We start from the raw sequence: 311 nt of genomic DNA, 5'->3' as shown, positions 1-311 counted from the left end.
CGCCCAAGGTTGATTTTCAGGGTGACGGCTTTGTACCGGCTCAACAATCACCGCGGCAATATGTTGCGCCTCTCGGGTAATAACCTCTAGCGACTCATCATCACCATAAGGTAAAACGAGATTATCGGCGATTGCGCCATAACGCACTCCAGCGCACATTGCCTCTACGCCTTGCTCTGGCGACTCAGTTGCCAAAGTGCCATCATAGTGACCATGGTACGCGCCTGAGAACTGAACAATTTTATCGCGTTTGGTCACCGTTCTTGCCAAGCGTAGCGCCGTCATGACCGCCTCTGTACCAGAGTTACAAA

1 protein-coding gene is annotated in these 311 nt (G+C 52.1%); it reads right to left on the bottom strand.

Annotated features, from left to right (window positions below; genetic code table 11):
- Positions 1-311: aminotransferase class III-fold pyridoxal phosphate-dependent enzyme (locus CWC11_RS21135; RefSeq protein ID WP_138684195.1), on the bottom strand; the 311-nt coding region annotated here is incomplete at both ends.

It is taken from the genome of Pseudoalteromonas sp. S3178, assembly GCF_005886985.1.
Taxonomy (GTDB): Bacteria; Pseudomonadota; Gammaproteobacteria; order Enterobacterales; family Alteromonadaceae; genus Pseudoalteromonas; species Pseudoalteromonas carrageenovora.
This window is presented reverse-complemented; position numbering and strand designations above follow the sequence as displayed.